The organism is Paenibacillus sp. PSB04 (assembly GCF_025809195.1).
In the GTDB taxonomy this organism is placed as follows: Bacteria; Bacillota; Bacilli; order Paenibacillales; family Paenibacillaceae; genus Paenibacillus_AQ; species Paenibacillus_AQ favisporus.
Genome location: NZ_CP081301.1, coordinates 1,819,506 through 1,843,238, shown reverse-complemented (window position 1 = coordinate 1,843,238; position 23,733 = coordinate 1,819,506). Strand labels below are relative to the sequence as shown.

20 protein-coding genes are annotated in these 23,733 nt (G+C 56.2%); 11 read left to right on the top strand and 9 right to left on the bottom strand.

All coding sequences use genetic code 11. The annotated features are described in order from the left end of the window. The first annotated feature begins 129 nt into the window (after nt 1–129). On the top strand, nt 130–2,013 hold the full coding sequence (locus K2F33_RS08705; RefSeq protein WP_263881448.1) for a bifunctional diguanylate cyclase/phosphohydrolase: 1,884 nt from the start codon (nt 130–132) through the stop codon (nt 2,011–2,013). A 150-nt stretch (nt 2,014–2,163) separates the two neighbouring features. Here K2F33_RS08705 and K2F33_RS08700 read toward each other — a convergent pair whose 3' ends face one another. After that, nucleotides 2,164–2,334: a hypothetical protein gene (locus K2F33_RS08700; protein ID WP_163880247.1), complete on the bottom strand. Its 171-nt coding sequence runs from the start codon at nt 2,332–2,334 to the stop codon at nt 2,164–2,166. Between the two features lie 416 nt (nt 2,335–2,750). Here K2F33_RS08700 and K2F33_RS08695 point away from each other — a divergent pair, with 416 nt between their 5' ends. After that, the gene (locus tag K2F33_RS08695; RefSeq protein WP_263881447.1) at nt 2,751–4,418 is read left to right on the top strand and encodes a copper resistance CopC/CopD family protein; all 1,668 of its coding nucleotides are present in this window, start codon (nt 2,751–2,753) and stop codon (nt 4,416–4,418) included. 59 nt (nt 4,419–4,477) lie between these two features. Beyond that, nucleotides 4,478–5,179 (top strand): YcnI family copper-binding membrane protein, encoded by a 702-nt coding sequence (locus K2F33_RS08690; protein WP_263881446.1) that lies wholly within the window; start codon nt 4,478–4,480, stop codon nt 5,177–5,179. 160 nt (nt 5,180–5,339) lie between these two features. Here K2F33_RS08690 and K2F33_RS08685 read toward each other — a convergent pair whose 3' ends face one another. Continuing rightward, nucleotides 5,340–6,356 carry an ABC transporter substrate-binding protein gene (locus tag K2F33_RS08685; RefSeq protein ID WP_263881445.1) on the bottom strand — a complete coding sequence of 339 codons (1,017 nt, stop codon included), beginning with the start codon at nt 6,354–6,356 and terminating at the stop codon, nt 5,340–5,342. Nucleotides 6,357–6,686: 330 nt separating this feature from the next. Here K2F33_RS08685 and K2F33_RS08680 point away from each other — a divergent pair, with 330 nt between their 5' ends. The 3 genes from K2F33_RS08680 (at nt 6,687) to K2F33_RS08670 (ending at nt 9,893) form a co-directional block, all read left to right on the top strand. Beyond that, nucleotides 6,687–7,736, top strand: a complete 1,050-nt coding sequence (locus K2F33_RS08680; protein ID WP_076172685.1) for a FecCD family ABC transporter permease — start codon at nt 6,687–6,689, stop codon at nt 7,734–7,736. Continuing rightward, nucleotides 7,736–8,773 (top strand): FecCD family ABC transporter permease, encoded by a 1,038-nt coding sequence (locus K2F33_RS08675; protein WP_263881444.1) that lies wholly within the window; start codon nt 7,736–7,738, stop codon nt 8,771–8,773. The genes K2F33_RS08680 and K2F33_RS08675 overlap by 1 nt, the downstream gene beginning before the upstream one ends. Nucleotides 8,774–8,849: 76 nt before the next feature. Further along, the gene (locus K2F33_RS08670; RefSeq protein WP_076172681.1) at nt 8,850–9,893 is read left to right on the top strand and encodes an NAD(P)/FAD-dependent oxidoreductase; all 1,044 of its coding nucleotides are present in this window, start codon (nt 8,850–8,852) and stop codon (nt 9,891–9,893) included. 191 nt (nt 9,894–10,084) lie between these two features. Here K2F33_RS08670 and K2F33_RS08665 read toward each other — a convergent pair whose 3' ends face one another. Next, nucleotides 10,085–10,318 carry a cold-shock protein gene (locus K2F33_RS08665; protein ID WP_076172678.1) on the bottom strand — a complete coding sequence of 78 codons (234 nt, stop codon included), beginning with the start codon at nt 10,316–10,318 and terminating at the stop codon, nt 10,085–10,087. A 156-nt stretch (nt 10,319–10,474) separates the two neighbouring features. Next, the gene (locus K2F33_RS08660; protein ID WP_076172675.1) at nt 10,475–10,675 is read right to left on the bottom strand and encodes a cold-shock protein; all 201 of its coding nucleotides are present in this window, start codon (nt 10,673–10,675) and stop codon (nt 10,475–10,477) included. A gap of 558 nt (nt 10,676–11,233) precedes the next feature. On the opposite strand from K2F33_RS08660, the gene K2F33_RS08655 reads away from it, so the two are divergent. The 4 genes from K2F33_RS08655 (at nt 11,234) to K2F33_RS08640 (ending at nt 14,307) form a co-directional block, all read left to right on the top strand. Next, nucleotides 11,234–11,962, top strand: a complete 729-nt coding sequence (locus K2F33_RS08655; protein ID WP_263882318.1) for an amino acid ABC transporter ATP-binding protein — start codon at nt 11,234–11,236, stop codon at nt 11,960–11,962. Nucleotides 11,963–12,000: 38 nt separating this feature from the next. Further along, nucleotides 12,001–12,882 (top strand): ABC transporter substrate-binding protein, encoded by an 882-nt coding sequence (locus K2F33_RS08650; RefSeq protein ID WP_076172670.1) that lies wholly within the window; start codon nt 12,001–12,003, stop codon nt 12,880–12,882. Nucleotides 12,883–12,954: 72 nt separating this feature from the next. After that, nucleotides 12,955–13,620: an amino acid ABC transporter permease gene (locus K2F33_RS08645; protein ID WP_263881443.1), complete on the top strand. Its 666-nt coding sequence runs from the start codon at nt 12,955–12,957 to the stop codon at nt 13,618–13,620. A gap of 36 nt (nt 13,621–13,656) precedes the next feature. Further along, nucleotides 13,657–14,307 (top strand): amino acid ABC transporter permease, encoded by a 651-nt coding sequence (locus K2F33_RS08640; protein ID WP_076172665.1) that lies wholly within the window; start codon nt 13,657–13,659, stop codon nt 14,305–14,307. 108 nt (nt 14,308–14,415) lie between these two features. Here K2F33_RS08640 and K2F33_RS08635 read toward each other — a convergent pair whose 3' ends face one another. From K2F33_RS08635 to K2F33_RS08615, 5 genes are all read right to left on the bottom strand, one after another. Then, nucleotides 14,416–17,640: an alpha-mannosidase gene (locus K2F33_RS08635; protein ID WP_263881442.1), complete on the bottom strand. Its 3,225-nt coding sequence runs from the start codon at nt 17,638–17,640 to the stop codon at nt 14,416–14,418. A 212-nt stretch (nt 17,641–17,852) separates the two neighbouring features. Beyond that, nucleotides 17,853–18,977 carry a GntR family transcriptional regulator gene (locus K2F33_RS08630; protein WP_076172660.1) on the bottom strand — a complete coding sequence of 375 codons (1,125 nt, stop codon included), beginning with the start codon at nt 18,975–18,977 and terminating at the stop codon, nt 17,853–17,855. A gap of 96 nt (nt 18,978–19,073) precedes the next feature. After that, complete coding sequence (locus K2F33_RS08625) at nt 19,074–20,702, bottom strand: YndJ family protein (RefSeq protein WP_076172657.1); 1,629 nt, start codon at nt 20,700–20,702, stop codon at nt 19,074–19,076. Further along, nucleotides 20,692–21,336 carry a DUF4166 domain-containing protein gene (locus K2F33_RS08620; RefSeq protein ID WP_076172655.1) on the bottom strand — a complete coding sequence of 215 codons (645 nt, stop codon included), beginning with the start codon at nt 21,334–21,336 and terminating at the stop codon, nt 20,692–20,694. Before K2F33_RS08620 ends, K2F33_RS08625 begins: the two co-directional genes overlap by 11 nt. After that, a complete protein-coding gene (locus tag K2F33_RS08615; protein ID WP_076172654.1) occupies nt 21,333–22,253 on the bottom strand; it encodes a DoxX-like family protein in 921 nt (306 codons plus the stop codon). The genes K2F33_RS08620 and K2F33_RS08615 overlap by 4 nt, the downstream gene beginning before the upstream one ends. 206 nt (nt 22,254–22,459) lie before the next feature. On the opposite strand from K2F33_RS08615, the gene K2F33_RS08610 reads away from it, so the two are divergent. Beyond that, nucleotides 22,460–23,689: an aminopeptidase gene (locus K2F33_RS08610; protein WP_076172652.1), complete on the top strand. Its 1,230-nt coding sequence runs from the start codon at nt 22,460–22,462 to the stop codon at nt 23,687–23,689. The last annotated feature ends 44 nt before the right edge of the window (nt 23,690–23,733 follow it).

The following is a 23,733-nucleotide window of genomic DNA, read 5'->3' as shown; positions in this document are numbered from 1 at the left end:
AAGCGCAGAACTGTCAGATGATGATTCGTTTTCCATTCCGCCTTGAAAATTAAAGGAATTAAGATTTAACAAGGCGAAATAAACATCTGATTCGAATATCCATTTTTTTGCTGCAGGGAGATAAATCTTATGTTCAAAAAACGTCTTATTACGCAGCAGCAAATTCCCGGGTTGGTCGGCACGATGGTGTTCTGCCTGCTTGGCACCCTTCTGTTCCTGCTCCATATGCGCAGCCTGTCCCTCGAATATACTTCAGCGGACTGGCTTCTTCTCGGCTCCATGCTTGCCGCGTCGCTGGTCCTGTATATGTATACCTTCCAGGTTCCCCCGGACGGGAGCAAGCAGTCGATGGACTCGGTCGTATATCTGGCGTGCATCTTTACTTATGGGAGCGCGGCTTCTCTGGTCATGCTGCTGGTCAGCGCGGTCATCTTCGCCTTCATCGAACGGAAATTGGCATGGTGGAAGCACCTTCTCAACTTCTCCATCTATTCCATCATGATTTCCGGTGCAGGCGGCTTGTTTCATCTGATGGGCGGACGTCTGGGCTACCTTCAGAACGTTCATTTGCCGGCATACGTCGGCGCCCTCGTTGCTTATTTTATACTGAACCTGATATGTATCAGCTTGTACTACTGCTTGATGTACCGCAACCGGGACAACCTGTACGCCCTGCTGAAGGGGTTGCTGCGGGAATCCATGCTTGTCTACTTATGCATCCTGATCCTCTCTCTCGTGCTCACGATCATGGTCGTTCATAACGGCGTGACGGGACTGGGGCTGTTTCTCGGCATAAGCCTGCTGCTGTCCCACCTCTTCCGGATGCAGTTCGGCATGTATCAGCAGGTGCAGGAGCGCGCCAATACGGATCAGCGGACAGGATTGTACAATCACACCTACTTCGAGCAAATTCTCGACGTGCAGCTGCAGCAGGCGAGAAATACCGGCAAGCCGCTGTCCCTGGCCATGGTCGATATCGACGATTTCAAAAAGTACAACGACCACTTCGGTCATCTGAAGGGCGACCGGCTGCTGGGTCTCATGGGCCAAATTTTAAAAGAAGAATCGGAAACGGCCGGCATTTCCGCCTCCCGGTACGGCGGTGAGGAGTTTTCCCTGCTGATGCCCGGTTACGATACGCAGCAAGCCCTTGAGTTTATCAACCGTCTGCGCAAACGGATCAACGATACCCCTTACGAAGGCGTAGAAATTTTTCCGCATGGATGCTTGTCCTTCTCAGCCGGCATTTCCGGATACAAGCCCGACATTCACGACAAATCGCTATTGGTGGATCAGGCGGACCAGGCCCTCTACGGTGCCAAAAAACAGGGTAAAAACACCGTACAAATCTTCGGGGAATCCCAGCCTGTTCAGGATGAGCAGGACATCGCCCAGGACGTCAAAAACATCGAGCAGCTGCTCAGCCTGTTTCTGTACAAGGATATCGATACGTTCAAGCATTCCAAGCGGGTGTTTCGCTACGCCATGGATATGAGCAAAGTACTCGGGCTGGACCCGGTCAGCCGGAAGCAGTTCGTGCTCGGGGCACTCATCCACGATATCGGCAAGCTCGAAATACCGCGCGACATTATCCGGAAGCAGGGCAAGCTGAGCCCTTCGGAATGGGAAACGGTGAAAAAGCACGTCGTTTGGGGCAAGGAAATCGCGCTCATTCAGGAGCCGTTCAAAGCGCTGGTGCCCTATATCGAGCTGCATCATGAACGGTACGACGGCAAGGGATATCCGCACGGGTATCAGAGGGAGGAAATCCCCCTGCTGTGCCGGATGCTCACCGTGATCGATTCCTTTGACGCCATGACCTCGGAGCGCCCATACCAGAACACCAAATCGGTCGAAGATGCAATCCGCGAGCTGCGCGCCTGTGCCGGAACCCAGTTTGACCCGGACCTGACCGAGCTGTTCATCCGGTATATCGAAGCCAGACAGAAGGGCAAAGCCCTCCCTGCTGCGGATGTGAACCTTCTCTATGCGGGTTCGCCAACAACGTTTTGATTTCACACGTATTCTATTTATATGAACGAAAAACCCGGCGCATGTCTGCGAGCATGATCCGGGTTTCTTCAACTTGATTAAATTGCTTTTTTAATCAAAGATACCCTCGCGGGTACCCTTTTTCTCTCCGTCCGGATAAGCCCAGCCGGCTTACCCGCGCTCCGTGTTTAACTCGTATGATGTTTGGTGTAATTCCTTAATCATGTGCTGCAGGAACATGTTCTGTTGACGGCTGATTCCGTACTGGTTATCTTTGATGATCAATTGTTGAATCCGTTTCTTCAGCAGCTCACTCCGACGTTCCAATACAGCCAAACTCATGAATAACATCACTCCTGATTTCAATTTTTTCGTTCATTGGGAACTCCCTTTTTATTATATCGAGACCTGAAACTTATTGAAAATGTGCTGAAAATGGCTGATCCCGGCCCTAGCGGGCTGAACCGCGATGACCGGGGCTCAGAGCCCCCAGCCGGAGAAATCCTGCCGTATCCTCCGGTATCCGGCAAGTCAGCCGCCAAACATCCCATTTTATGGAAAAATTTAGCTTCCGGAAAAAGAAGAATCGCCTAGATCCATCCAGCTTCATGGCGAAAGTTCACGAAATCGATGAATCCTGTGGTCCGCTATAGCCCATTAGGGTCATTTTCATCTCGGAACGATGGCTATACAATTACCAATGTGCCGGCCGCAAGCGGCGGTAACGGCACCGAATTCAAAGTAGGTGAATCCTTGATATGTTCAAACGTAATATGAAACCGCTATGGGTGTGGATGCTGGTGATCTTCATCGGAGTGCTCATTCATCCTGCCTCCAGTTCGGCCCATGCCTATCTGACCAAGTCCAGCCCGTCCGATAATGAGGTGATGACGCAGGCACCAGCCAAAGTGACGCTTCAGTTCAACGAGGCGCTGCAGCCGGCCTTTCACTCCATCATCGTGATGGATTCGTCCGGAACAGAGGTTAACCAGGGCAGCAGCAGAGTTCCGGCCGGACAGCCGGCCGTCCTGGAAGTCGACCTGAAGACCGGTCTTCCGGACGGTATTTATACAGTTCAGTGGAAAGCCGTGTCCGGTGACGGCCATCCGGTGAACGGAACGTTTCCGTTCCAAATCGGCACAGGCAGCCAGGGTACGGCCAGCCACATTGTGTACGCGGGTTATACGCCGGGCGCCGATCTGATCCTGATCCGCTGGGTCTTTTATGTAAGCTTGGCTTTTCTGCTTGGCGTTTTATGCTTTTATCTATATTTGCTGCCTGCGGGCGGAGGGTCCCGGCATCCGGTGTTATCTCCTCGGAGCCGTAAGCTTCTGGGCATATCCTATGCCGCTCTGATCCTCGGTGTGCTCCTGAGCCTGCCGATGCAAACGGCGATCGAAGCCGGAGTCGACTGGAGCGAGGTGTGGAACGCAGAGCTCCTCGGCAAAATGCTGCGCATTACGAGCTTCGGCCATATTTGGCTGGTGCAGGTGATCCTTGTACTGTTCCTGGGCGCACTGCTCTATGCCGCAACCCAGAGCACCGAGCAAAAAGGGCTCCGTGCGTTGTATGCGGGCACGCTGCTCACCGGCGTGGGGCTGCTGCTGTCCAAGGCATTCATCGGGCACGCCGCTTCGGCCGAATCGATATGGATGCCGGTATTTATGGATTTCCTTCATCTCGTGTCGGTTTCCATCTGGCTCGGCTGCCTGCTCGCCCTCGGCTTGATTCTGCCTAGGGAGGCATCGCTGCCAGACGAACCGGATCTTCGTAAAAAGAGTTACTTCGCGGTCATTGAGCGCTTCTCTCTATGGGGCACCACCTTGGTGGCGGCTGTGCTGATCAGCGGCGTGTACGCCTCGCTGACGTATGTACCGACCTGGTATTCGCTCCTTCACACCGCCTACGGACGCATCCTGCTGCTGAAATGCGTGCTGCTGCTGGTGATGCTCGGCTTCGCCGCTGTGCACCTCATCCGCGGGCAGCGCCGCAGCAAGCCGCTTGGCGCCGGCGTATGGATCGAATTCGCGGCCGGCATTGCGGCCCTGGTGCTCGCCGCCGCCCTCTCGAACCTGCCCCCGGCATCTTCCAATCCAGGGCCGGTGAGTGTGCAGCAGACGCTGGATAACCGCACCGTCGTCACGCTGCAGATCAGCCCGAATATCGCGGGCGAGAATACCTTCGAGGTAGGCGTGAAGGATGCCAGCGGCAAGCCGGTGCAGGGCATTCAGCAGATCAAGCTGACGCTGACCTCGCTGGACATGGATATGGGCAAATACGAAATCGAGATTCCCGGCGCCGACAAGACGTATAAAGCCCAGGACCTGATCAGCATGGCAGGCCGCTGGAACGTCCATGTCCATATTTTGACCGAGTCCCTCGACGCCTGGGATACCGACTTCCAGATTACCGTCGGAAGCAGTTGAAGCATGCGGGCAAGTGATATCGGCCTCATCACCAAATACAATATAAAGGGGTATTGAGCATGAAAACATTGTTGAGCAAACGCATCCCGTTCTTGATCACGGCAGCCGCCGGCCTGCTTCTGTTTTCCGGCATCGCCAGCGCCCATGTGACGGTCAAGCCGGCCGCATCGGCTCCGGGAGCCTGGGAAACGTACACGATCAAGATTCCGTCTGAGAAAGAAGTCGCCACTACCAAGGTAACGTTAAAAGTGCCGGAGAACGTGGACCTTAAACAGTACCAGCCGGTGCCGGAGTGGAAAGTCACGACCGAAAAGGATGCCTCGGGTAAAATCAAAACCATTACGTGGAGCGCTACCGGGGCCGGCATTAATGCCGGAGAATTCCAGCAGTTTAACTTCGTTGCGCAGAACCCGGACCAGGATGCCGATGTCGCCTGGGACGCCTACCAATATTACAAAGACGGCAGCATCGTGGAATGGACGGGTGACGAAGGCGCGGATTCGCCTCACTCCATCACCAAAATCACCGCCGTGGAATCCACGGAGCCTGCCGATCACGGCCATGACGACACGGCCTCCACAGATAACGGAGCCGGGGCCGACACGTCCGCTCAGGACCAGGCTGCCGCATCGACTCCTGTCCCGGCCACGACGGATTCCGGAAGCAGCGGCGTTCAGACCCCGACGCTGGTCGCCTCGATTGCCGCCCTGCTGCTGTCCATCGTGTCCTTGATCACTTCGTTTACGAAAAGACGGCAATAACCGACCGGTAAAAACAGCTGATCAGAGGAACTGTCCATGACAGCTTGACAAAGCGATGTTAAAGACAAAAAGAAGCTGCCCGCATCAAAGCGGAGCAGCTTCTTTTTCGTTGCCGGCGGGTATCAAGCGTTGCCGCCTGGGCACCCTATACGCTAAATTCCTATTTCTTACCACTGTGTTCGAGGATCATATCCACGAACAAATCGATTTGGCCCATAATAGCAATCGGATCATAGCGGTAGAACGTGTCAAAGTCGTTATAGAAGATGCGGTCGTTCTTCGCGGCCGCCAGGCTGTTCCATACCGGGGAAGCCTTCAGTTCCTTCAGCTTGTCGCCTTTCTTCTCCGGATCGTAGGTCGTCAGGAACATGTAGTCCGCCGCATACTCGGGCAGGAGTTCCATGGACAGCTGCAGCGTCTGGTTTTCCTTGCTGTTCTTCGCAGGACGTTTCAGCTGGAGCGCATTGTACAGCACCTGGCCGCCGCGGCCGGCATTGTCGCCGAACGTCCACAGCTCGCCCTTGTCCGTCAACTCGTAGATGCCGAAGGTGGCGTTCTCGTCCACGACGCCTTTGAGCTTCTCCCGGGCAGCCGCTGCTTTTTCGTCGAACGCTTTGATGAATTCCTCCGCCTTTTCCTTTTCGCCGGCAATGTCGCCGAACAGGCGCACCGTATCGTCAACGTTAGTTGCTGTGCCGTAAGGAATGTAGATGGTCGGTGCGATTTTGGACAACGCCTCATAATTGTCGTCGTACATGACGACGATCAGGTCGGGCTTGAGCGAGAGCGCCTTCTCGGTATTGATTGGATAGCCTACATCCTCTACTCCGTTCAGCTTATCCTTCAGGAACGGGTTTTGGAAAATGCTCGGTTCCGCGCCCACCACAGGGGCGCCGACGGACAGCAGCTCGCCGCCATAATAATCGGTTACGATGCGCTGCGGCTTTACGGGAATCTCCACGTCGCCTTTTTCTGTCTTGTACGTACGCGTTCCTCCGTCCGACGCCGTTTCCTTTGAATCGGATGCTGCTGTCTCCTTGCCTGTAGTTTCGGCTGCCGTCCCGCCGGATGCCGCTGACCCGCTGCCGCCGCTATTGCCGCCGCAGGCCGTCACCAGCATGGATAGCATGACCACCAGGATCATGACCTTAAACAATGATTTGGACCTCGTAAACATAATAACCCCCCATAGGTATGTAATTCATCAGTAATGATAATCATTATCAATTGAAAACTTAACAGCTCGCCGTTCCCTTGTCAATCTTTATTTTCTTGCCGGGAATTCGGCACCGTCCACAGATTTATTCGATACCTGTAGGGTTTCACCTGGGCACTTCCTTATTGAGAATGGCCTTCTTCCAGTGCATTGCAGAACCAACGCTCAATTGTGCCAGATTTATGCCGATTTCATATTTCTCATTGCCAAGAGGCCTGCTGTTCATATAAAATGAGTAATTGAGAATGAAGTGAGAATGAGAATCAATTTCATGGAAATAGGTGACAATATATGAATCAGCAGGCAGCAGCGAATATGACCCCGGACTCCAAGGAACGCCTCCGTTCCCGTCCGAAGACCGCCAGCCTGATCCTTATCGGCGGCCTTGCCGCGCTCGTTCTGAGCATGGGATTATCGATCTCCTTCGGAGCGGCCAATATCCGGCTGTCTGAAGTATGGTCGGCCGTGTTCAATTTCCATGCGGATGTGGTCAATCACCAAATTATTCGGGATTTGCGCCTGCCGCGGGTCCTTGCCAGCGCGATGATTGGCGCAAGCTTTGCGGTAGCCGGAGCCCTGATGCAAGGGATGACCCGCAATCCGCTCGCTGACTCGGGACTCCTTGGCATTAATGCGGGTGCAGGCTTCGCCCTTGCGCTATGCTTTGCCTTCTTCCCCGGTCTGTCCTTTATGTACTTGATCCTGTACGCCTTTCTCGGCGCGGGGGTTGGTGCCGGGCTCGTCTACGGCGTCGGATCGCTCGCTCCGGGAGGGCTTACCCCGGTACGCCTCGTTCTGGCCGGTGCAGCGCTCAGCTTGCTGCTGACCGCGCTCAGCGAAGGCGTGGCGCTGTACTTTCACATCGGCCAGGATCTGGCCTTCTGGTATGCCGGCGGCGTAGCCGGCACGAAGTGGGTACAGCTCAAGATCATGTTCCCATGGATCGCCGGCGCCCTGATCGGCTCGCTGCTCATTTCGCGGTCGATCACGATGCTGAGTCTCGGCGATGAAGTCGCCAAGGGGCTCGGACAGCGCACCGCCCTAATCAAGCTGGCCGCCGTGCTCATCGTGCTCGTCCTGGCGGGTTCCTCGGTCGCCGTGGTCGGATCGGTGGGCTTCATCGGACTCATTATCCCGCATGTCACCCGTTATCTTGTCGGCGTCGATTACCGCTGGATCGTCCCTTGCTCGGCGGTGCTGGGCAGCCTGCTGGCGGTCCTCGCCGACTTGGCGGCAAGAATGATCAATCCGCCGCATGAAACCCCGATCGGGGCGATCATCTCGCTGATCGGCGTTCCGTTCTTCCTCTATCTTGCACGAAGAGAGGTAGGGGATCTGTAATGTCCGAACGACAAGCGGTTTCTACTTACGAACAGCGGAGAAAGCTTCGCGGTATGACCGTCATGCTGATTCTCGCGCTGCTCATTGTTGCAGTCTTTATTATCAGCATGAACACCGGCTACATACGGTTAAGCCCGATCGACCTGATCCGGACGCTGTTCGGGCAGGGATCGGATCAGGAGAACCTGATTCTCTTCGAATTCCGGCTCCCGCGGATCGTCATTTCGGTACTGATCGGCGCGGGACTGGCGGTGTCCGGAGCGGTCATGCAGGGGATTTTCCGCAATCCGCTGGCCGACCCCGGCATCCTCGGCATCAACTCGGGGGCGGGGCTGATGGTCATGCTGCTCGTCTCGTTCTATCCGACGACACAGGCGATGCCGGTGTTCCTGCTCCCTCTCTTAGCCTTTGTGGGGGCGGGATTGACGGCGGCACTGATCTACTCCCTGTCCTACACGCGGAACAAGGGAATCCGCCCGATCCGGCTGATGCTGACAGGCATCGCCGTCGCCGCCGGCATTCAGGCGGCCATGATCGTGCTGACGCTCCGGCTGAAGCCGGAGCAGTATCAATTCGTCGCGACATGGCTCGCGGGGAGCATCTGGGGAACGAACTGGAAGTTTGTTCTCTCCCTTCTCCCCTGGATCGTCGTCCTGGTGCCGTACATTATTTATCGGGCACGTGTGATGAACGTGCTGCAGATGGGAGAGCAGATGGCGACCAGCCTTGGCGAAAATGTACGCAAAGAGCAGTTCCGCCTGCTCGCCGCTGCCGTCGCCCTTGCGGCGGCAAGTGTAGCCGTCAGCGGCGGCATCGCCTTCGTCGGACTCGTCGGTCCGCATTTGGCCAGACGCCTCGTCGGTCCGAAGCATCAGATGCTGCTGCCGGTCTCGGCGCTCATCGGGGCGCTGCTCGTTATCGCGGCCGACACAATCGGCCGCTGGATTCTGCAGCCTTCCGGCGTACCGACGGGCATCGTAGTCGCCGTCATCGGCGCACCTTATTTTCTGTATCTGCTCGCCAGAGCGAAAAGTTAAACGCCAGTGCTTGATATAGATTATTTTTTCCGACATTTGGATCGGATCATACCTGAATGGACTTGGAGGGAAAACCATGAGTGAATCATTGGAGCTGTACGACGTAACCATCATCGGAGGTGGCCCTGCCGGCATGTATGCGGCTTTTTACAGCGGGATGCGCGACCTGAAGACCAAGCTGATCGAAGCGAAGGACGAACTGGGCGGGCGGATGCTGATTTATCCGGAGAAAATGATCTGGGACGTCGGCGGTACGGGACCGATCCTATGCCGCAACCTGATCGAGCAGTTGAAGCAGCAGGCGCTGACTTTTGATCCGACCGTCGTACTGGGCCAGCAGATCGTCGGCCAGGAGCGCCTGGAAGACGGCACTATTCTGCTTACTTCCTCAACCGGAGAAAAGCACTGGACCCGCACGGTCATCATGGCGATCGGTTACGGCATCCTGGAGATGGCGAAACTCGACATCGAAGGTGCCGACAGGTTCGAAGTGAGCAACCTTCACTATACGGTGCAGGAGCTCGAGCCCTTCCGCGGCAAGCGCGTGCTCATCTCCGGCGGTGGCGATTCCGCCGTGGACTGGGCCAATGAGCTCGAGCCGATCGCAGCCAGCGTCTGTGTAGTACATCGGCGCGAGCAGTTTGGCGGCCATGAGCGCAACGTGGTTCGCATGAAGCAGTCCTCCGTTCAGATCCATGTTCCCTATACCGTCCGCCAGCTGCACAGCAGTGACGGGTGCGCGATCAACCAGGTTTCGATCTGCCATGAAGAGAGCGGCGATACCCTTCGCGTGGACGTTGATGCGGTCATCGTCAACCACGGCATGCGGTATAACTTTGGGGCGATCCGCGACTGGGGCATCGATATGGGCGAATGGACGGCGAACGTCAGCGACAAGCTGGAAACGAATGTGCCGGGAATTTTTGCCGCAGGAGACTTTGTGGATTACAGCAGCAAAGTGAGACTGATCGCAGGCACATTCACCGATGCTGTGCTTGCCACGAACAGCGCCAAGCTCTACATGGATCCCGAAGCGCCCAAGGTTGCTTATGTTTCTTCGCACAATGAGCGGTTCAAAGAGAAAAACCGGGCGCTTGGCGTCATCGACGAAGACCACTAACACCGGGTACCGGCCAGGAAAGACTGTCTAGGGTTCAGGACATGAACCATTAACAAGATAAATTAACTGAACCAGAACCTTCAATGGGGATACTTCAATCCGAATCCCATAGAAAAAAGGCCTGCATGATCGGTGCAGACCTTTTTGCCGTTTATATCGGATTATTCTATGATTTCACACGGGTTCATTGCTTAGGAGTCGATCTTGACGCCCTTCTTGGCCGATTTCTGATCGGCACTCGAATTGTTCAGAACAGGAAGCATTTTCGTATCCCGTACCATCGGGGAATTACACAACCTGCAGGTCGGCTCATGCTCAAAGGCGAAATTGTCGCGCATCCACCCTTTGCACCCTTCCTTCGTACAGGACCAGATCGCTGTATTTTCCTCAGGTATTTCCTCCATCGACTTTTTGCGGTAGTTCATGCTCAGTCCCCCTTTTATGAAGTATAAAACCAAACTGTATAAACGGACGCCCTGCAGCAGTCAACCTCCGCCAAGAACGGATCTTGGACAAGCCTGCTTGGTCTATATGAAAAAACTGCCCTTAACGAATCTGTTAAGGGCAGCCGCTTGTTGATGTTACAGTTTCACTACGTTCTCAGCTTGTGGTCCACGGTTGCCTTCAACCACGTTGAATTGGACGCGTTGTCCTTCGTCCAACGTTTTGAAACCATCACCAGTGATTGCACTGTAGTGTACGAAAACATCGTTTCCGCCTTCAACTTCGATGAATCCGAAGCCTTTATCGGCATTAAACCATTTAACTGTACCTGTTTGCATGGGGCTGTACCTCCAAAATTGAAATTTAATATGATCCTTCTTTTAAATAAAGCTAAAAAAAATTCACACATTGAAAAAAGTTCCATCGTAAACATGATACCCTTTTCAATATGTGAATTGGTTTCAAATTTTAGAACTGAATACAGTGTACCACGGAAATCACCAAAATGCAAGGATTTGGGAAATGTTGATATGCCATGCCAAGATATGACTTCGAGCTGACGGCATTTGGGCAGGTTAATCATTTTATCGGGCTTACAGCAATATAGTGTTACGAGCACGTCGGGCCGACATGCTCCTTAAAGAGGTTGTTCAAAAAGTCCGCTTTTGATCACGAAGTAAATCGGGAAGCTGATTCGGCATCGAATCTTGAATTCAGCCGGGCCTAAGTGGATGCTTGCGTAGTATGTTTCCTTCGGAAACATTTCCGGTGCTTACGTACCCACTACGTACGCTCTGCTCCTCAGTCCCTTGCTTCATTCAATCTTCTCGGTGCTGAAAACCGAACTTTTTGAACACGCACGCACTTAAAGGTTACATAGGAAGGGAGGTATATTTCTGATCGAATTCAAGAACGTCAGTAAATTTTACGGCAGCTTCCATGTCCTCCAGAATATCGACCTTCGGATCGAAGAGGGCGAAGTGGTCGTGATCATCGGGCCGTCCGGTTCCGGCAAGAGCACCCTGCTCCGCTGCATCAATCGGCTGGAAAAAATCTCGTCGGGCGAGCTCTACGTAAACGGAACGCCGCTGCATGACAAAAAGATCGACATTAACCGGTTCCGCCGCGAGATCGGCATCGTCTTTCAGCATTTTAATCTGTATCCCCATAAAACGGTGATCGACAACATTGTGCTTGCGCCGGTCAAGGTGCTTGGCCTCTCCAAAGAAGAAGCGGCCGAGCGTGCGACCTCTTATCTGTCCCGCGTCGGCATTGCGGATAAGGCATCCAGCTACCCTTCCCAGCTCTCGGGGGGACAGCAGCAGCGGGTCGCAATCGCCCGGGGCCTGGCCATGCATCCGAAGATCATGCTGTTCGACGAGCCCACATCGGCTCTCGATCCCGAAATGATCGGCGAAGTGCTGGACGTGATGCGCTCTCTCGCCTACGACGGGATGACGATGGTCATCGTTACGCATGAGATGGGATTCGCCCGCGAGGTTGCCGACCGTGTCGTTTTTATGGACAACGGTCAGATCATTGAGGAAGGCCCGGCGGCAAGCTTCTTTGACCATCCGCGGGAAGAGCGCGCGCGGACGTTTCTCAGCCGGCTGATTCATCATTAAATTCACCGGAAAGCATATGGAAAGGGGTTATTGAATTCATGAAAAAACCTTTGAGGTGGAGTGTTGCGTTTGTCCTGTTGGCGATGTGCCTGGTGTTCACAGCCTGCGGAGGCTCGAAAAGCGAGCCCACGGCCGCGACCGGCGGCGGGTCGACCGACACGACTGCAAGCGGGAACAAGGACGACGGCGGAGACACGGCTGCCAAGGGCGGCACGCTGGAAGCGATCAAGGCCCGCGGCAAGCTTATCGCCGGCGTGAAATACGACACCAAGCTGTTCGGGTTGAAAGACCCGACTTCCGGAAAGGTAGAGGGCTTTGACATCGACATCGCCAAGGCGCTGGCCAAAAAAATACTCGGCGATGAAACCAAGATCGAGCTGAAGGAAGTGACGTCCAAAACCCGCATTCCGCTTCTGCAGAACGGGGACATCGACCTTATCGTCGCCACGATGACCATCACCGAGGAGCGCAAGCAGCAGGTCGACTTCAGCGACGTCTATTTTAAAGCGGGTCAATCCCTGCTCGTGAAGAAAGGCAGCGCCATTCAAGGTCTGGAGGACTTGAAAAAAGGCGTGAAGGTGCTGACCGTCAAAGGCTCCACCTCGGCTAAAAACATCCGCGAAAAGGCGCCGGACGCCACCGTGCTGGAGTTTGAAAACTATCAGGACGCATTTACCGCGCTGAAAGCCGGCCAAGGGGAAGCCCTGACGACCGACAACGCCATCCTGCTCGGCATGCAAAAGCAGGATCCGAACTACGTGCTGGTCGGCGGCACCTTCACCGACGAGCCTTACGGAATCGCCATCAAAAAAGGCGACGCCGAGTTTGTGAAGACCGTCAACGATCTGCTCAAGGAAATGAAGGACAGCGGCGAATACGACAAGCTGTATGAGCAGTGGATGGGTGTCAAACCCGAGTAGGGCCTTGGCTTTCGCTGCCTTTCCCGGCACGCTGCGGGGAGCCCTGAAAACCTTTAAGAAAGGACGAAGGCCATGCCGGGCAAATTTGACATTCACGTCTTGTTTAACCACTGGGACCGTTTTGCTGAAGGCTTTTTCCACACGATCGAAGCCAGCGTCCTCGCCTTGATCGGGAGCTTCGTGCTCGGCGTGATCATCGCCGTGATGCGAATCTCCCCGATCCGGGCCCTGAATGTGATCGGAACGGTGTATGTTGAGTTTATCCGCAACATCCCGCTCCTGCTCGTCGTGTTTTTCTTTTTCCTGGGAATCCCGTCGCTCGGACTGCCGCTGGACGGCTTTACCTCGGGGACGCTTGGGCTGATGGTCTACACCGCCTCTTTCATCGCGGAAGCCATCCGTGCCGGCATCCAGTCCGTACCGGCCGGCCAGACCGAGGCCGCCCGCGCGACGGGACTGTCGTATATCCAGACGATGCTTCACATCGTGCTGCCCCAGGCGATCAAGATTGTGCTGCCGGCTATCGGCAACCAGTTTATTAATCTCGTTAAAAATTCGTCCATTCTGGCCGTCGTGACCGGGATGGACCTGATGTATTATGCCGACCTGATCAACTCCGACACCTTCCTGCCCCTGACCGTGTATACGATCGTCGCCGTCTTTTACCTGGTGCTTACGCTTCCGCTCAGCTTTGCGGTCCATTACATGGAACGCCGATTCCGCTCGGCTGACCGATAAAGGGGCTTTATTCTGGCAAGAGGAGAAGATGCCGCCATGGATTTTATAGGTGCCTATTCCCTACCCAACGTCAAGTTTCTGCTTGAGGGGTTTCTCGTTACGATCGAGGTCGCGGTGTTGTCCATTGTGTTCAGCTTCGTGCTGGGAACCGTTCTCGGGACGCTGCGTTACGCCAAAATCCCCGTATTGTCCCGGATTGTCGCAGCCATCGTCGATATTATCCGGAACCTGCCGCTGCTGCTGATCATCTTCTTCATGTACATCGTGCTTCCCCAGCTCGGCATCAAGATGTCCCCCTTCTGGGCGACGGTCGTCGGCCTGACCTTGTTCGAAGGGGCCATGATTTCGGAGATCGTCCGCGGCGGACTCAATTCCGTGGACCGGGGACAAATCGAGGCGGCCCGCTCTTCGGGGCTGAGCTATATGCAGACGCTCCGGCATATCATTCTGCCGCAGGCGCTGCGCCGCATGGTTCCGCCCTTGGTCAGCCAGTTCATCTCGCTGCTCAAGGATACGTCGCTCGCGGTTATCATTTCGCTTCCCGAGCTCATGCACAACGTGCAGATCCTGCAGGGACACAGCCCGAACTACGTCATCCCGGCCCTCATCTTCGCCGCCGCCCTGTACTTCATCGTGAACTACATTCTCTCGATCATCGCCCGGCGGCTGGAGGCCAAGACGCTCTGATACGGCTGCTCGGCCCGGACAAAGAAAACAAGCCCAGCTCTCCCCTTCATGGGTGAGGCTGGGCTTGCTTGTGCTTCGTGCGTATCGCATCAAATATGGTGCGGGTGGTTAACGCGCCAGCGATACCACCAGCGTTTTGATTTCGTACGGCTTGAAGCGCAGCTCCGTACCGTTGCCCGACACGCTCAACGGCTCGCCGCCTTCTTCCATTAAATTCGTCTCGGCCGCCGCGCTGACCACACCGACCTGCGGGTCCAGCTCGACCCGGGCGCGGGTGCGGATGCCGCCGTATTCGTACATGCGGATGACGATATCGTCGCTGTCTTCGGCCTTTTTGACCGTGTCGATCATAATATTCGGCTGATTCACCTTCACCAGGCCAAGCGCCTCCGGCAGAATGCCTTCCTGTACCGGCACGGCCAGCAGCGGCGTGTTCAGGCCGCAGGCCGCCTGGTGGGTTCCGCCTTCATACCAGCCGCCGCGGTGCGGATACAGCGAATACGTAAATTCATGCTCACCCTGATCGGCGGTTCCGTCCGGATAGACGGCGGACTTGATCAGGCTGAGGCGGATGACGTGGTTGCGGATGTCATGCCCGTATTTACAGTCGTTCAACAGGCTGACGCCGTAACCGCCCTCGGAGAGGTCCACCCAGCGCTGCGCCACGGATTCGAACCGGGCGTAATCCCAGCTCGTGTTCCAGTGGGTCGGACGCTCCACGTTGCCGAACTGGATCTCGTAAGTGGCTTTGGTGGAGCGGATGTCGACCGGAAAAGCGGCCTTGAGCAGCTGCTGGTGCTCGTGCCAATCCACTTTGGTCACAAAATCGATCCGCGGATCGTCCCGGTACACCGTGAACCGCTGCTCGATGGTGGAGTTGTGATACGCATACACCATCTTGATCACGCCGCGCAGCGGCCCTTCCTCCAGGACCGTCAGTTCCTTCAGGTCCTCGACCGTCCGCATTTTTTCCTGGTAGAAAATATCGATGTCCCAGGCGTCGTGCGCCATCGGCTTATCCTCGAACACCTGCAGCACGTTGGCCGGCTCGCCCGGTTTCAGCACTTCGCGGTCCGCCTGCTTATCGTACAGCGATACCAGCTGACCGGCTTCGTTCAGACGGATGCTGTAGAACGGCGTTTCCACGACGTCTCCCGTGATCTGCCAATCCGTCTCACCCGCTGCAGCGGAAGCCGAACCTGGGATGCCCGATCCCCCGCTGCGGCCGTAAATGGTCGTGTAGCCGTAGGCCGGCACATCCTTCACGGTAACCAGCACGCGGGATGATCCATCCTCCTGCGCAGGAATGATCTGGGTCGGCAGCTCTTCTCCGGCTGCAGAATACCACACCAACTGTTCGGCCCCTTCCACGGAAACTTCGCTGACGAAAGAGCGTTCCCAGCCGAGCGGATTGAAAATCCGGACAGGGAGGCCCTTTCCTTCCGCCTTGACGGAATCCGGCTGTGCGCCCGCTTCCCCGCGGCCCTCGGCGGTAAACTGCGACAGCCCCTGTTCCAGCACCTGCACGGCCAGCTGCTCGGCCTCAGCGTACTCGACCCGGCTGTCCTCATACACTTCGTGAATGGACGAGCCCGGGATGATGTCGTGGAACTGGTTGCGCAGCACGATCTCCCAGCTGTCCGCGAGGCCTGCGGCCGGATAGGCATAGCCCGGATTCAGCATCAGCGCCAGCGCGTTCACGAATTCCGCGTTGTGAAGCAGCTGCTCCATTCGGCGGTTCATCCGCTTGTTATAAGCCTGGGACGTGTAGGTGCCGCGATGGTATTCCAGATACAGTTCCCCGTCCCACAAGTGGAGCTGCGGATTATCCTTGACCCGTTCCTCCAGCTGTTCGAAGAATGCTTCCGCTCCGCCCTGCTTCACCTGCGGCGCCGCCGGCATGTCTTCATAACGGCGGGCCGCTTCGAGCATATCCCGGGTCGGACCCCCGCCGCCGTCGCCCCAGCCGTAGGCGAGCAGCAGATTCTCGTTGATGTCCTTCTGCCGGTAGTTATCCCACAGCCCCTGAATCGAGGAGCCGGTGATGTTGCCGTTGTACGTATAAAACCAGCTGCCGTCGTTGTCCGGGGTCGTGATGTAATGCGTCAGCATTTCGGTGCCGTCGATGCCCCGCCACATGAACGTGTCATACGGGAAGCGGTTGTACTGGCTCCAGCTGATTTTGGTCGTCATGAAGTAGTCGATGCCGCTCTTCTTCAAAATTTGCGGCAGCGCCCAGCTGTATCCGAACACGTCCGGCAGCCATAATACGCGGTTGTCGACGCCGAACTCCCTCTTGAAGAAGCGCTTGCCCGTCAGCAGCTGCCGGACCAGCGACTCCCCGGAAGGAATGTTGCAGTCCGACTCCAGCCACATCGCCCCGGTCGCTTCCCAGTTGCCTTCCTTCACGCGATCCTTGATTTTCTCGTACAGCGTCGGAAAATCCTTCTTCAAATAAGCGTACAGCTGCGGCTGGGACTGAAGGAAAACATACTCCGGAAAGCGGTCCATGAGCGTCAGCACCGTCGAGAACGAGCGCCCGGACTTCTCCCGGGTATGCTTCAGCCGCCACAGCCAGGCGACGTCGATATGGCAGTGACCAACCGCGGTGATCTGCGGCCGCGGGCCGCGCGGAATCGCCTCAAGCCGCTCCTTCAGCACGTACAGCGCCTGCTCGGTGGAGGAGTAGAAGCGGTCCGATCCCGGCGCGCTCCAGTCCAGCAGCCGGAACGCCTCCTCCATTGCAGAGGTCATCGCCTGCTTCTCCAAGGCGCGTTCGTCCAGCAGCTTCACCGTCTGCAGCATGTGCAGCGCCGTATAGTACAGATCGTCGGTTGCCGCGTCCAGTACTGCAAGTTCCAGCACATCAACCCGATGATCAAACGGCATATGGCTGCCATTCGGGGGCGTCAGCCCGCTCCATGCGCGGATGGCCAGCTCCACGCGGCCTTCGTCCACAGCCTGCGCCGGGAAGAACAGCTCGGCATGGTTGCGGTCCACGGCCTGCGCCGGTTCCCCGTTCAGATACACCTGGCCTTCATACCCGCTGCAGTTGCCCCCGCCGGTTTCCCCAAGCTTGATCAGTCCTACGACGTCCTGCGCCCGCCACGATGCGGGAAACGTCACGTCGGCGATGAACCAGGCGTAGCGATCCCTTCCTCCCCAGCGGTCCCCTACCTTCACGACCGGCTGGCTGCCTGCGGCGGCCTTCGCTTCCGCCAAACTCTCCACATCCGGTACGATATGCATGTTCTCCAGCGGCTTGCGGTCCCGGTATCTCAGCCCGGCCAGTTCCTGAATGCGCCGCTCCAGCTTTTCAATCATAAATCTCATGGATGATCACCTTTTCCCCTTCTGCATCCTTCCGTCTCCGGCCATGCATGCTCCCGGAATTTCCGGAGTAATAAATTGCTGCTTCGTCGGTTACAGCACATCGGCAATAAGTTTGCTCGTATTAATATATATAATATAGCATTTATGTATAATATAAAACAAAAAAAACAGCATCTCTTGTTTCAAGAAATGCCGTTTCTTGTTTCCTCTGGTTATACCGGGCCTGTCGTATGGTGAATGACGAGACGGGGTTTAAAAATCCGCTTCGTGTACTTGACGTCCTTGATGTTCCCTTCCAAAATATCCAGCAGCAGGCTTGCCGCCTCGCGACCCATTTCTTCCTCGCTTTGATCGATATACGTAAATACGCTGAGCTCTTCGAGCATAGGACTCGGGTTATCAAACGTGACGATGGACAGGTCACCCGGGACATCCAGCCCCAATTCCTTGGCCATGGACCACAGGTTGACCCCAAGCTTGCAGTTCAGCGCGATAAACGCCGTCGCCATCCGGCTCTTGAGGAAGCGGTACAGCGGGTGATCCGTACGGGAAGGCCCCTTTGGGATGCTGAAGTCGGTAAGAATTAAAGCGGGATTGATCATCGCGCCCTTGTTCTTCAGCGCTTCGTTATATCCTTGAATCCGTTCATCGACCGTCACCGTCGGTATTGGAGAATCCGAGCATATCGCAATGTTCCGGTGTCCCAGCTCCCACAGATGATCCACCGCCAGGATGGAACCCAGAGCCGGATCGGACAGGACCACGTTCGTCTCTACGCCGGGCAGATGCCGATCCAGGAGCACAAACGGGTAATTCTGCATCTTCAGCGCGATAATTTCTTCACTGTACACCTCGGCATCCACCGGAAAAATAATCAGCCCGTCCGTCGTGCTGCGGAGCTCGCGGATCGCTTCCTTCTCCAGTTCCTTGGAATTATAAGTGAACATGACGACCAGCGAGTATTTGCTCCCCGACAGCGCGCTGCGGATCCCCCGTACCATTTGGATCGCAAAATAATCTTCAATGGAAGGAAACACGAGCCCGATCTTGGGAGCCGACGACGATTTGGCCTCAGAGACGAGGGAGACCGGATTACCCGATATGTACTTCTCAGGCACGCCCTTGACGTAACTTCCCCGGCCCGGAATCCGGTAGATCCAGCCTTCGCCCGCCAGCTCGGCCAACGCATTGGCCACGGTGATCCGGCTCACCTGAAACTGGTCGATCAGCTCCTTCTCGGTCGGAATCCGGTCGTCTTCCTTCAGCTGCCTGGAAGCAATCAACTGCTTGAAATGGTTTTGTATTTGAATGTACAGCGGCTCCCTGTCCTGGCTCATGACAATAATCCTCCAATACCTGATCTTTCGGTCATCTTCCTTTTAGCATTATATCCCATGGGACATACATGTCAACGCCGCTGCCCAGCCGCAGGCTCATCCGGACCGCTGAATATCGTACCGGATATCCAGGAAACGGAGTCCGAAAATCCACATCCGGTGGCGGGCCGTCAGCCGCTGCCCGGACTCCCCCTCCCGGATCCAGAAGGTTTCCTTCAGGGGCAAACGCATCGTGAACCATGAGGCATGCAGGTAAATGCCCTCATCGCCCCGGTGAGCCGGGCTGTGGGCGCTGGTTAAGACGAGCCCGGAGCCTTCATTATACAGGCGCAGCATCCCGGTCATATTGGTGCCCGGCAGCGGCAGGGCGATATTCATGTAGGGCTCGTCTCCGAACCAATGCAGGGAATAGAGCGCAATGAAAATCGCCTCCCCCTGCCCGTTCAAACGCTGCCAGGCGCGAACCCGCTGCCTGCCGTCCCTGCCCGACGCCACCGGAAGAACCCGGCCGTACATCCCCTGCCACCCTTTAAATGTGCCAAGATGGATCTGCCCGATCCGGCGGCTGATGACTTGATAGACCACAGCCAGCGGCCTAAACCACCCGGCCCAGCGGATGTCGGCCCGCATCGCGTACTGATCGGTATGCTCGTAGAAATCCCGAATGACGGGCGACAGCCTCCGGGCGCGGAACGAGGCGGAGTCAAACCCGTCGATCCGGTCGACCAGCCCTGAGTAGGATGCCGTTTCGTCAAGGAGTCCTTCCCTGCTTAAGAAGTGGCGCCCGATATGCCTTCCGCCGGTGATGGAGCTTACCGGTTTGCCATAATAGCTCTCCTTCGGGAAGTTTCCCTCCAGCAGCCAGCCCGCAAGCGACGGAAGAGCTACGCCTACCGCGTTCATCAAGCCGTGAATCCAGATCATCCGGTTGATCGAGAGACTCCCGAACCCCATCGCCCTTCCGGCTGCGTAAATCAGGGAGAACAGAATCGTCACCATCAATACGAGCGCCGAAAAAGAAATGAGGTATTTGGCCTCCCGCCGGGTAAAGGAAGCTTTGAAAACAAGCAGTCCGTAGCCGTACAGGGCAGCCAGGTACGCCGCCACCAGAATGAACTCAAGGGCGGTGGAAAAAGCAATGCCCAGCGCAATGCCGGCCGGGGCCAGCATGATGATGACGGTCGAGGTTAAGTACAGCTTCCGTCCAACCGTTATTTTTCGCCCCAGCAGTCCGGCCAGGATCGGGATAATAAATGAAGAGTAATGAAAATGAACGGCTGTCAGCATGATGAGCACGTCCGAAAAATCCATTATACGCCAATGCAGCGACGCAGCCAGGAACCAGAAACCGCCACCGGCCAAGTACATCAGTCCGAAATCCACCGCGGTTTCAGCAAGCGGATGCAGTCCCCTCTCCAGCAGCCGTCTCAGCCCATACAGCGCCGTAATCACCGTAAAAGCCACCCAGGGAAGGCATAACAGCGGGATATCTCCCATGAAGGAGAGTGCCGCACAAACAGCAGCCGGGGGGTAAAGGATCGTCATGATTTTGTACAAAGCCATCGTTTTCCCGTTACGCAGGCGAGCATCCACGAGCATTAAGAAACCCGGTACCAGCACCAGCACCGCCAGCATCAGCACCGCTTCAAGCACTTGAAGCTGCCGCCCGCTGACGCCGAGAAACATCACATACAGCAGCAATCCGAACCATGCGTTACGTTTCATCCCGGCTTCCTCCGCTCCCGTCTTTCCTTGTTCCCGTAAAACTCCCCTTATAGGCGAAAAGGGTGCCGAACAGCGGATTGCGCACATGCACCCGAATCCGGAAGCACTGCCGCTCCTCGTCGTAGGACTCCACGATCTGGGCCGCCCCGTGAAAAACCCGGGGAAGCGGGATCCGCATGCCGAACAGGGGCAGCCACTGGCTTCTGGAGGAGATGTGCATGGCTCCTTTGTCGTCCACGTGGAGGGACAGGGAGGAGCCGAGCAGTGCCGGCTTGCCGAACAAGTCTAGGATCTGCTCCTCCTCACTGTCCCATTTCATCACGGCATCGAAATGGCGCTTTTTGCCCCGGAAATCAAACGTCCGATCCCAATGTACCGTCTCCTGGCCCTTTGTATCCCGGGATACTTTGTTGTGGATCACAAAAGGGATGTTCCGGCCCCGCTCGGGAAAGAACAGACGGGCCCGAATGCCCAGCACCATCATGGCCCGTATGGCAAACGAACCGCCGCTGATTTCCTCCATCCGGCCGGCCCCGGTAAACACCGCATCTCCCGTCAGCCGGTAACGCTCCTGCAGCTTGGGATGCAGCAGCTGATAGGTATCGCCGAGCGCCTGTTCATAGATCGATTTCATAGGTCACCTGCCTTCTTTCGGCGGCAGCGGGCGGCGCTGGGCAGATGTCGGCTGTTCCCGTAGCCGATCAGCGACAGGACGATCAGCATACCGTTTAGCGTCACGGGATTAAACGGGGCAACGAAACTGCCGATATCCCCGATCCCCGCAGAGGCGGTCAGACCGCAGATGGCAACGATCTGGAGAATAAACAGAGGGCGCTTCAGCTTATACAGCGGCAGCAGCCACACGAGTCCAAAGAGCATTTCCAGTATGCCGACCATCCGGATCATCGCCACGCCGCTGCCCATGCTCCCGGTTACGGCTTCCATCATGCGAATTTCGTCCGGATGGGCCATGATTAGCTTGGGAACGAGGCCGTGGTACAGCCATACAAAGGCGATCACCCCGCACACGGTCCAGTACGTGAGAAAGCGCTGGAGCAGCAGCTTCGGATGAAATCCCTGCTCCAGCCACATTTTTAACGCGTCAAAGCTCCAAGCCGTCGCCCATCCGAGCAGCGGCCTGAACAGGTAGGCATCGGCAAGACGCCCCGCCGCGCCGAAAGCCGACTCATATTGGTACAGCGTCTCGAAGCCGATACCGCCGTCTTTCTTCGTATACTTCCAATACCCGCTGCCCTTTCGGATGAGCGACAGCCGGTCATGCGTCCAAAACTTCAGCGAGGAGACCCGGTCCCCGGATTCCTTCTCCACTTGTCCCGCCGATTCTCCCTCGCCTGCAATATCGATGCCCATGCCGATCCGGGTTCGGTACCGAAAACGTTGAGGCTCATCCTGTGCCCGCGGCAAATACGAAATTTCCGTAAACCGGGCATCCCATGCGGTATGCAAATCCGGGTTCTGGGTATATTCCCATAGCTTATCCATCGTTGTGTCGATATCGATTTGCACATAGATGGGCCGTTGCTTTTTCATGGCGTCTCCCCCTTGCTTTGCTCCCTTCCTAATTCGCGGAAAAAGCCCGATGTCCTTCTAAATTCCTTCCTGTTTAGACAAGATCATACACCGATGGCATTTGTTCGGAGGCCTCCGGCGGCGCGAAAGCTGGAAGGAACTGGCGAAGAAAGGGCGAATCCTTAATAGATTGTTATAATCTGCCGATGTTGGGGAGGAAAAAGTCCATGAGTTTTTTAGACCGTTTGGAAAAATACGCCGAGCTCGCCGTCCATGTTGCGGTTCATATTCAGCCGGGGCAGTCCTTGTGGATCAGCGCTCCGATCCATGTGCCGGAATTCGTGCGCATGATCGCCAAGCAGGCTTATCAAGCCGGGGCAAAGCTGGTTCATATTGAGTGGCAGGACGAGATCAGCACACAGCTGAAGTATCATCTCGCTCCTGACGAGGCTTTTGAGGAGTACCCGGTGTGGAGAGCAAAGTGGGTTCAGGAATTCGCCGAGAACGACGGGGCATTTCTTTTTATCGAATCGGCCAATCCCGAGCTGCTGAAGGGCGTGGACCCCAAGCGGATCTCAGCCCATTCCAAAGCGGCAAGCGCCGCACTCTCCAAATGGCGGGAATATATGTCCGCAAGCAAAATGACTTGGTCCATTATAGGCGTCCCGTCCGAGGCCTGGGCGAAGCTGGTCTTCCCGGACCTAACACCGGAAGCTGCGGTCGAGGCGCTGTGGGAGGCGATCTTCCAAACCGCCCGTGTGAGCGGCGGCGATCCCATCCAGGCTTGGAACGAGCATAATGCGAATTTGCGCAGCAAGCGCGAATATTTGAACCGTAAGCAGTACAAGCAGCTTCATTATAAAGCTCCGGGCACCGACCTGCTGATCGAGCTTCCGGAGCATCATGTCTGGAACGGCGGTACCGCCCGGAATGAAGCGGGCAATGAGTTCAACCCGAACGTTCCGACGGAAGAAGTGTTCACTTCGCCCCGCAGGGAAGGGACCCGGGGAACCGTCCGCAGCACCAAACCGCTCAGCTACCAGGGAAACTTGATCGAGAACTTCAGCCTGACGTTTGAGGACGGAAAAGTCGTCGATTTTACGGCAGAGAAGGGTTACGAATTTTTAAAAGGCATGCTCGACATGGACGCGTCGGCCCGCTATTTGGGCGAAGCCGCGCTTGTACCGCACCACTCGCCCATTTCGGAGACCGGGCTTATTTTCTTCAATACGCTATTTGACGAAAATGCATCGAACCATCTGGCCCTGGGCGAAGCCTTCCCGACCTGCATCGAGAACGGAACCTCGCTCACCCGGGAAGAGCTCGACCGTGCCGGGCTGAATCACAGCATGATCCACGTGGATTTCATGATCGGCTCTGCGGACATGGACATCGACGGCATCACGGCGGACGGCCAAAGAGAACCTGTATTTCGTAAGGGCAACTGGGCGTTCTGATCTACCATACTAGTTAAGCCAAAGCCCTCCAACCGCCTTACATG